This window comes from Agathobaculum sp. TL06 (assembly GCF_054658635.1).
On record NZ_BAAGGY010000041.1, the window covers coordinates 1 to 8,384 of the forward strand.

General features: G+C 55.9%; 4 protein-coding genes. 2 read left to right on the plus strand and 2 right to left on the minus strand.

The window, feature by feature from the left end; all coding sequences use genetic code 11:
* On the plus strand, positions 1–3,107 hold a 3,107-nt coding region (locus tag ACYQ3S_RS15165; RefSeq protein WP_459690183.1), incomplete at its 5' end, for an S-layer homology domain-containing protein.
* A 45-nt stretch (positions 3,108–3,152) separates the two neighbouring features.
* Here the strand turns inward: ACYQ3S_RS15165 and ACYQ3S_RS15170 are convergent.
* Positions 3,153–3,764: a hypothetical protein gene (locus tag ACYQ3S_RS15170; RefSeq protein ID WP_459690185.1), complete on the minus strand. Its 612-nt coding sequence runs from the start codon at positions 3,762–3,764 to the stop codon at positions 3,153–3,155.
* Between the two features lie 317 nt (positions 3,765–4,081).
* On the opposite strand from ACYQ3S_RS15170, the gene ACYQ3S_RS15175 reads away from it, so the two are divergent.
* Positions 4,082–4,723, plus strand: a complete 642-nt coding sequence (locus ACYQ3S_RS15175) for a hypothetical protein (RefSeq protein WP_459690186.1) — start codon at positions 4,082–4,084, stop codon at positions 4,721–4,723.
* A 50-nt stretch (positions 4,724–4,773) separates the two neighbouring features.
* Here the strand turns inward: ACYQ3S_RS15175 and ACYQ3S_RS15180 are convergent.
* Positions 4,774–8,384 (minus strand): S-layer homology domain-containing protein (locus tag ACYQ3S_RS15180; RefSeq protein WP_459690187.1); only part of this gene is annotated, 3,611 nt, incomplete at its 5' end.

Genomic DNA, 8,384 nt, shown 5'->3' on the forward strand with positions numbered 1-8,384 from the left:
CCATTGATGATTCGGCTTACGAGAACAACTCCTCGAAGATGACCGACATCAGCACTCACTGGGCCAAGGGCTACATCAAGTTCTGCGAGTCCCAGGGCATCATCGCCGGCTACGGCGACAACACCTTTAAGCCCGACGCGACTGTTACCGGCGTAGAAGCGGCCAAGATGCTGCTCGTTCTGTCCGGCTACGACGCTGACAAGGCTGGTCTGGTAGGCCACGACTGGTCCACCAACACCCTGCGCTACGCTGGCTCCGCCGGCATCCTGGACGACGTAAACGCCGGCCTGGAGCAGGGGCTGCCGCGCCAGTACGCCGCGCAGATGATCTACAACACGCTGGATACCAACCGCGTGAAGTGGTCCGAGGATTCCAAGTCCTTTGACGACGTCCTCAACGGCGGCATCAAGGAGACCGTTGGCAAGGCCTACATGAAGCTGTACAGCTCTGTCGGTACCCTGGTCGACGTTGACCGCGACACCATCGCGCTGACCAACATCGACGGTGCGGAGAGCGATCCCGTTTCTTCCAAGACGGTGAGCGGCAACGTCGTGTACACCTACGGCACCGACTTCACCAAGGTCGCTACCGACTACTCCAGCCTGCTGGGCCAGAAGGTCAAGGTCATGTTCAAGGACGGCAAGACCAATGACGTCCTGGGCGTTTATGCGCTCTCCGACAACACGGTCTACACCGTAAACGCCAACGAGGTTGAGCCGGATGGCGCCAAGGTCAAGTTCGGCGGCAAGTCCTACTCGCTCAAGACCGACGCGATCGACCATACTGCCACCTCCAATACCAAGACGGTAAACGATGCCGTTAAGGTATACATCACCGAGTTTGACGGCGATAAGACCGCCTATGTTGAGGATGATGAGGTCAAGAAGTCCTCGTACTTCGAAGACCTCGACCAGTCCTCCGACGTGATGACGTTCATCGACTCTGACGCGGACGGCAAGCTCGATACGGTCATCGTTACCGACTACACCGCGGCCAAGGTCACCTATGCGTCTTCCTCTCAGATCGTTGCCGGCGGCGAGACCTACAAGTTCGCTGACGAGAAGATCGACGAGGATATCGCCAAGGACGACTGGGCTGTGATCTCCTACGACCGCTACAATGACTGCAAGACCATTGTCAAGGCCGATAAGATCACCGGCAAGCTGACCGCTACCAAGGAAGGCACCCTGTCTGACAAGAGCAAGTTCGACCAGTACAAGATCGACGACACCTGGTACAACGCTGCAAAGGATGGCGACAACGCCCCCGACCTGAAGACCGTGAAGGCGGGCGACAGCGTTGAGGCGGTCGCAGTCAACGGCGTGCTGTATTACGTCAAGCGCACCTCTGCCGGCTCCAACGGCGAGATCTCCGATGTGGCGATGATCCTCGGCACCGACAAGGTTGTCGGCACCAATAAGGCCAGCATCGCCCTGTTCGACGGCACCAAGAAGACCGTTGACATCGACAGCGACACCACGGCCGCTATGACCCCGGGCGAGGTTTACGAGTTCTCCGTATCGGGCGACGAGTACACCTTCACCGCGCTGAACACTAATGATAAGGACTACTACGGCGACTTCACCGCGTACGACACCGGTATCAATGATGTCAAGAACCAGAAAAACGAAAGCATCACGATCAGTGGCTCTACCTACAAGATCGCTGACAGCGCCAAGGTTATGCTGTACGCTGACGGCGACCGCAAGTACATCACCGGCAAGCAGTTCAAGAACCTGACGCTGGACAATGATGCTAACACCAAGGCTACCGCCGTATTCGTAGGCGATATGGACGGCCTGACCCGCGTGGGCGCGCTGGCAGTCAAGGTGAAGAATCTGGATAACTACAAGAATCTGGACACCAACGACAACTACGCTTACATTCTGGACCGCGCCGTCAACAGCGGCAACAACCAGATCTCCTACCCGATCTGGACCGGCTCTGAGATGATCGAGGTTACCGAGGATTACACCGGCTCGCTGACCAACCGCCAGGCTGGTCTGGTCATCGGCTACAAGTCCATCGACACTGCAAACAACAACAAGATCAGCGACGTCAGCCTGAAGAAGATGGGCGTCGCCAATATCGAGAGCAAGTCTGACAACGACAAGACCCTGAACGTTACCAAGCAGCCGGGTACCTCGTTTGCGGACAACAGCGCAGCATATGGCGAGCATGACATCGTAGACGATACGACCGTGATCTACGTCAACTCCGACAACGATTACAGCGCAAATGCGGAGGGCGGCAACATCGGCATCATGAACGGCTCCCCGATCACCTCGGATTACGCAAGCGTGCTGTTCCTGCTCAACGGCGATGACTTTGAAGTGATTGTTATCGACGTAAAGGGCAAGTTCGTTGATAACCCGTATGTGGTCGATACTGCGGCGCAGAGCCTGACTGCCGATAGCGATGTTGCTAAGACGTTCAGCACCAGCGATCAGACGGTTAGCTCGCAGACACTGACGGCTAAAAACATCGACACTAAAGACGCGGCTAAAGATGTTACGGTTACGACTTCGAACGCTAACATTACGGTTCTGGACTCTTCCGGCAATACTATTGACAACAATACGCACAAGCTGACGATTGTCAAGGGTGATAATAAAGTTACTTACCAGATCAAGATTGCAGCGAACACACCGGTTGGCGAATATACGGTGAAGTTTACCTGCGGCGATGCAGAAGCCACTGTAAATGTTACTGTTTCGGATGCAACGGCAACGCTTACTGCGCTGGCAGATTCGAATGTCGATGTGACGACGGTTACGAACGCTGCGATTCCGTCCCTGGATTCGCTGGCAGCTACCGCGACCGGAACTGGCGTTGGCACTATCGAATCTGATAAGAAGTGGTATCTGGTCAGCAACGGCAATGAAATGGATTCGAATGTTTCCTATAAGGCAAATACTCAGATCGCATTTAAGGTTGTCATCTCTGCGGCAGATAATTATACGTTGACGGGTGTATCCGCACCGGCTACTATCTCTCTGGCGAGCAGTTCCTCGGCGAATCTGGTCACCACTGGTCCGCTGGTTTCGTCTTATGACGCTACAACTGATACCCTGACTGCTTATTACTATGTGACCATCACTGCGTAATATGTGATTGAAAATCCCCCCGGGTTTCCGGGGGGATTTTCCTTTTTATTTGAGCGCAAGATAGCGATAGGGGTTTGCGGATGACGTGGAATCGTTCAGTTCATTGGTAACCGTAAACCCGCCGGACACAATGCTGACGATTTTTGCGTTTGCCCCCTGCACGGCAAGCTGTACGGTGGTGCGGTTGTATTCTCCGTCATATTTGGACTGATAAGCCACCACTAATACGGCTTTCGGGGTGAATCCAAGCGAAACGGTTTTTGTTGCGCTTGTACCTGTCCCTGTGTAGGTGCCGAAATACAACTCTGATTTTTGGGTAAGCTGCGTGGTGTGCGTTTGCAGGGTGTTTTCCGCGGTCTGCAGGCGGCTGTCAACGCCGGTCAGCGCGGTTTGGGTCGCTTTCGCGTCCAGCTCGGCGGCAAGCTCGTTGGAGAGCATCTCTCGGTCGATCGTGTCCCCGAACGTGTCCACCACGATGCCCTCCACCCGCGCCTCCAGCCGTGATGCGTCGTCGCAGATTCCGTTCACTGCCTGCCGCAGCTCCTCCGGACTGCTGTCGAAGCGCGCTTTCAGTTCGTTTGCCGGCAGGCTCGGCTGGTCGGGTAGGTCTGTGATTTTGTGCGTGAATTGCGTGATCTTGTGGTCAGAAAAAGACATGGTTTCCTCCTTTTTGTCGGTGCCGTCCGCGCGCGTTCTTTGGACAGCGCGCGCGGGCGCGCGTGGGGCGGAGCCGCCCCGTCTGGTTTTTCATATGCGGGGGAAAGTAAGCAACCGTTATAATAGCCGAAAAAACGGAAAGCGCAAGGGCAAATACTTGCCCTTGCGCTTTTTCCCGTTTCTGCTATTCTGATAGACGCTTACTTTCCCGTGTCGGTGCAAACGGCGGGCAGGGAACCCCTCACGCGCGCGCCCGCGTGGTCAGAGGAACGCGCGCGAGGGTATTTCCGGCCGCCCCAAACAGAAGGAGGTTTTTCATGTCATTCAGCGATCATAAAATCACAGCGTTTCAGCACAAAATCACAGACCTACCCGACCAGCCCACGCTCGCGCCGAACGAACTGAAAGCGCGCTTTGACAGCAGTCCGGAGGAGCTGCGGCAGGCGGTGAACGGAATCTGCGACGACGCCTCACGGCTGGAGGCGCGGGTGGAGGGCATCGTGGTGGACACGTTCGGGGACACGATCGACCGAGAGATGCTCTCGGACGAGCTTGCCGCCGAGCTGGACGCGAAAGCCGAACAAACCGCGCTGACCGCCGAGGAACAGGCGCGCCAAGCGCTTTCCGGACGGGTGAGCGCGCTGGAGAGCGCGGTGCCGCAGAAAGCGCGCTGTGCTTATGGCACCTACACAGGCAACGGGACGGAAAACCGGCTGATTTCCGTCGGGTTCCGGCCGTATCTGGTGTTTGTCGGGCGTACGGGGACCATGACCTACTACGGCATGTTCACCAACATGGCGACGATGATCGACGGCGCAAACACCAAAATTTCCAGTTGGCCGGCGCATCTGGAAACCGGCGGCTTCCGCGTATCGCAAAGCGAGAACAATAAGCTTAACAACAGCGACAACTTCAACCAGTCAGGCGTGACCTATGGCTACATAGCGATCGGCGTTTAACGCAGGGCAAAGGGAAAACCCCTCTCGTATGAGAGGGGTTTTCGTGCTAATTAGGCATTCGCCGTACCAGTTACTTCTGCAGGGAAGATAACATTTGCCGAAGTGCCTGCAAATGTAACCTTAACCGGAGAGGAGCTGTCCAGAGTCTTCGTAATCGTGATGGTGATTTCACCACTCGATACTGTTACATCGTCTACTCCCAAATCAGTATCAGCGTTAGAACCAACAGTACCAGTCGCAGTTACCGTAATATTCTTCAGATCATCTTCAGTGATACCCGTAGCACCAGTCAGCTTGATGGTAGTACCCGAAGTCTCACCAGTCTTTACCGCAAGCGTCGGCTGAAGCTGTGCAACTGTAAACTCCGCAGTCTTATAGGTATCCTCATCCAGAGAAATCTTGACTACATAAGTGCCAGCCGGAGTGGTTGCTTTGGTCTTGAACTTCGCAGTACCAACCTCGCTGTCCTGGCTCAGCATATCGAACGCATCCGAATTAGTAAAGCCGTTCGCCTCGCCTACCAAGTCCGTTTCCGAAGCATCGGTCTTCAGGTAAATCTTGTAGGTCGGGGTCATAACCGCCGCGTCCTTGAACAACGCGTTGATGGTAACATCACCAGAAATAGTGCCGTAAGTCGCGGTACCAGATACGTTCACGCGTTCAACAGAACCTACAACTTCTGCCGCGTCCTTAACCTCAACCTGCATCACGTCAGAGGTCGCGTCGTCCGCGGAAACCTTGAACTTCAGCGTGCCGGTCTTGGTCGGCGTGCCGGAAACGGTAACAGTGATCTTCTCATCGTCAACGTCGGAAACCTTTACGTTCAGGCCCAGGTTGTCGCCAGCGGTGATCTCAACATAAGCAGACTTGTTATCCGCAATGTTCTTGGCGGTCAGCGTCTTCTGTACTTCGTAAGCCGTGCCAACCGTAGCGTTGTCAAACGTCTCATCGCTGATCGACTGCGCGGAAGCATCGCCGCCGTAGATTACGTTGGAAGCAGTCGCAAGGTCAGCCTTATACGCGTCGTTCTTGAGGTACTCGCCCTGATCGACGATCAGCAGCTCAATGTCGTCGCCATTGCCGATAACCAGCGCGTTCGCCAGATACTTGCCGTCGATCTTCTGCGCATCCTTGATCTCGCCGTCTTCTACGCCGATGTCAAGATCATTGTCCGCGTTGGAATCGATGTACAGGATCGTACCCGCAACGTCAAGCTCGGTGCTGCTGCCGCCAACCGGCTTCACAGCAAACTGTACGCTCTTGGAGTTCGCGTCGGTGATAGCGGTAAAGGTGATGTCGTCGGTAACAGTGTTGGACGTGCTTGCACCCAGCGCCTCTACGTCGTCGATCACATTGACGCCGTCCTTCTCGTTCAGCGTGTCAAAGCCGATTACGGTACCCTTAGCGCGCGCATTGATGTTGCTCTTCTCTTCCTGAACCTCAACGTTGCCGTTTGTGGTCCATACGGTGTAGGTGATGGTCTTGGAATCGATTCTGGTGGGCTTGGTTACGATGTAGCCGTAGTTGCTCCAGGTCTTAACCAGGCCGGTAAAGTTGTCGACTTCAACAGCCAGAGCGCCGATGCGGTCAAGGCCGTTCATATCGCCGGAGAACGCATAGACAGTCTTACCGCTTACGACCTTGGTGTAGGCCATAGCCTTGAACTGCTTGCCGGTGATCTTCTTGGAATCGTTGCTGCTGTACAGCAGAACCTGCGCGTCGTCATCGATCTTCATGCCGTCGAAAGTAGCCAGATCGCCCTGCGCGGACAGACCAGCGGAGCCAAAGTCATCCGTCGTCAGCTCGTCGCCATTCGATTCGGTGCGGTAGGTCAGGTCGCCGTAGTACTCCTCGTACTTCTCGTCCTGGATGCCGGACTTCAGCGGCTCGAAATCATACTTGTCGCCGGATACGCTGTACTCGTATACAACGCCAGGAGTCAGGTTGGAGAGAGTGCCTTCCGTGCCGTTGTTATCCGTGTAGACGGTATCAACGTCAACGGTATCGGTCGTTCCGTCGAAGAACGCGATCTTCGCGCGGTCCTCTACGCCGGTGGTATCCTTTGCCAGAACCATCGCAACGTCCGCAACGCGGCCGGTGCCGGTGCCGGAAGCCTTCTTAACATAGAACATGACGCCGTTGACAGCAACATACTCTACGTTCTCGCCGGCCTTGACAGAGTTCAGGTCGTTCTCGCTGAGGGAGCCCTGAACCAGATCCTCGCCGCCCTTGTACCAGTCGTCGCCGATCTTGTACTCGTCGTAGGATTTACCGGTCTGGATCTTGCCGCCGTCAAAGTAGATGGACTTATTGGTGTTGTTATCGCGCAGGCCGCTCAGCTTATCGGTAGCCATGTCAGCCTTGACGATGTCCTTGTTGTCGTTATACAGGTTCTCGGTGATAACGACCCAGTCGTCCTTGGCGATGTTCTCGTCGATGTTCTCGTCAGCGAACTTGTAGGTCTTGCCGCCCGCGATGATCTTATCCGAAGCAGCGTAGGTAACCTTGGCAACGTTGTAGGTCTTGACAATCAGGGTGTCGAGCTTGTTGTTGCCGTCCGCGTCAACGAAGGTGTACATGTTCGGGTTGAGCGCGTTCGCGTCCAGCTGCGCCAGCGTGGTCGGATCGGACAGCGCGCCGTCGATGTAGGTCTTGATGCCGCCGTTGGTCAGCTCAACAGAGTAGGACTTGCCGCCAAACTTAACCTTGTCGCCGTCCTTCTCGGTGCCGTTCGCAACAACCGTGTAGACCTCGTTGTCAGAGAGCGGGTAAACGCCCATTACGGAGTTGGTCTTGCCGTCCTTGAACATGACCTTGACCTTCTGGCCGAGCAGGCTGGAGTAGTCGGTGCCGACCTTGGTGAACTCCTCGCCGTAACGGTAGCTAACCGTACCGTTGTTGGTGGAAGAGCTGATCGGGTCGCTTTCCGCCGCATCGATGCCGGTCAGGGTCAGCGTGTCGGTATCGACGGAGATCAGGGTGCCGACAGAGCTGTACAGCTTCATGTAGGCCTTGCCAACGGTCTCCTTGATGCCGCCGTTGAGGACGTCGTCAAAGGACTTGGAATCCTCGGACCACTTCACGCGGTTGGTGTCCAGCGTGTTGTAGATCATCTGCGCGGCGTACTGACGCGGCAGACCGGATTCCAGGCCGGCGTTTACGTCGTCCAGGATGCCGGCGGAGCCAGCGTAACGCAGGGTGTTGGTGGACCAGTCGTGGCCTACCAGACCAGCCTTGTCAGCGTCGTAGCCAGCCAGAACAAGCAGCATCTTGGCCGCTTCCACGCCGGTTACGGTCGCGTCCGGACGGAAGGTGTTGTCGCCGTAGCCGGCGATGATGCCCTGGGACTCGCAGAACTTGATGTAGCCCTTGGCCCAGTGGCTGCTGATGTCGGTCATCTTCGAGGAGTTGTTCTCGTAAGCCGAATCATCAATGGTGTTGTTGCGGACAACGAAGATCATCTTCGCCATTTCCGCACGAGTAACGGTTGCATCCGGCTTGAAAGAGCCATCGGGGTTGCCCTCGATAACGCCCAGCGCCGTCAGCATGTTCACAGCGTCGGTGGCCTTAATGTCCGCCTCGTCCGTGAACGCCGCACCGGCAAACATGGTGAACGCGCATGCGAACGCCAGCACCAGTGCGAGAACCTTTTTCTGATGGC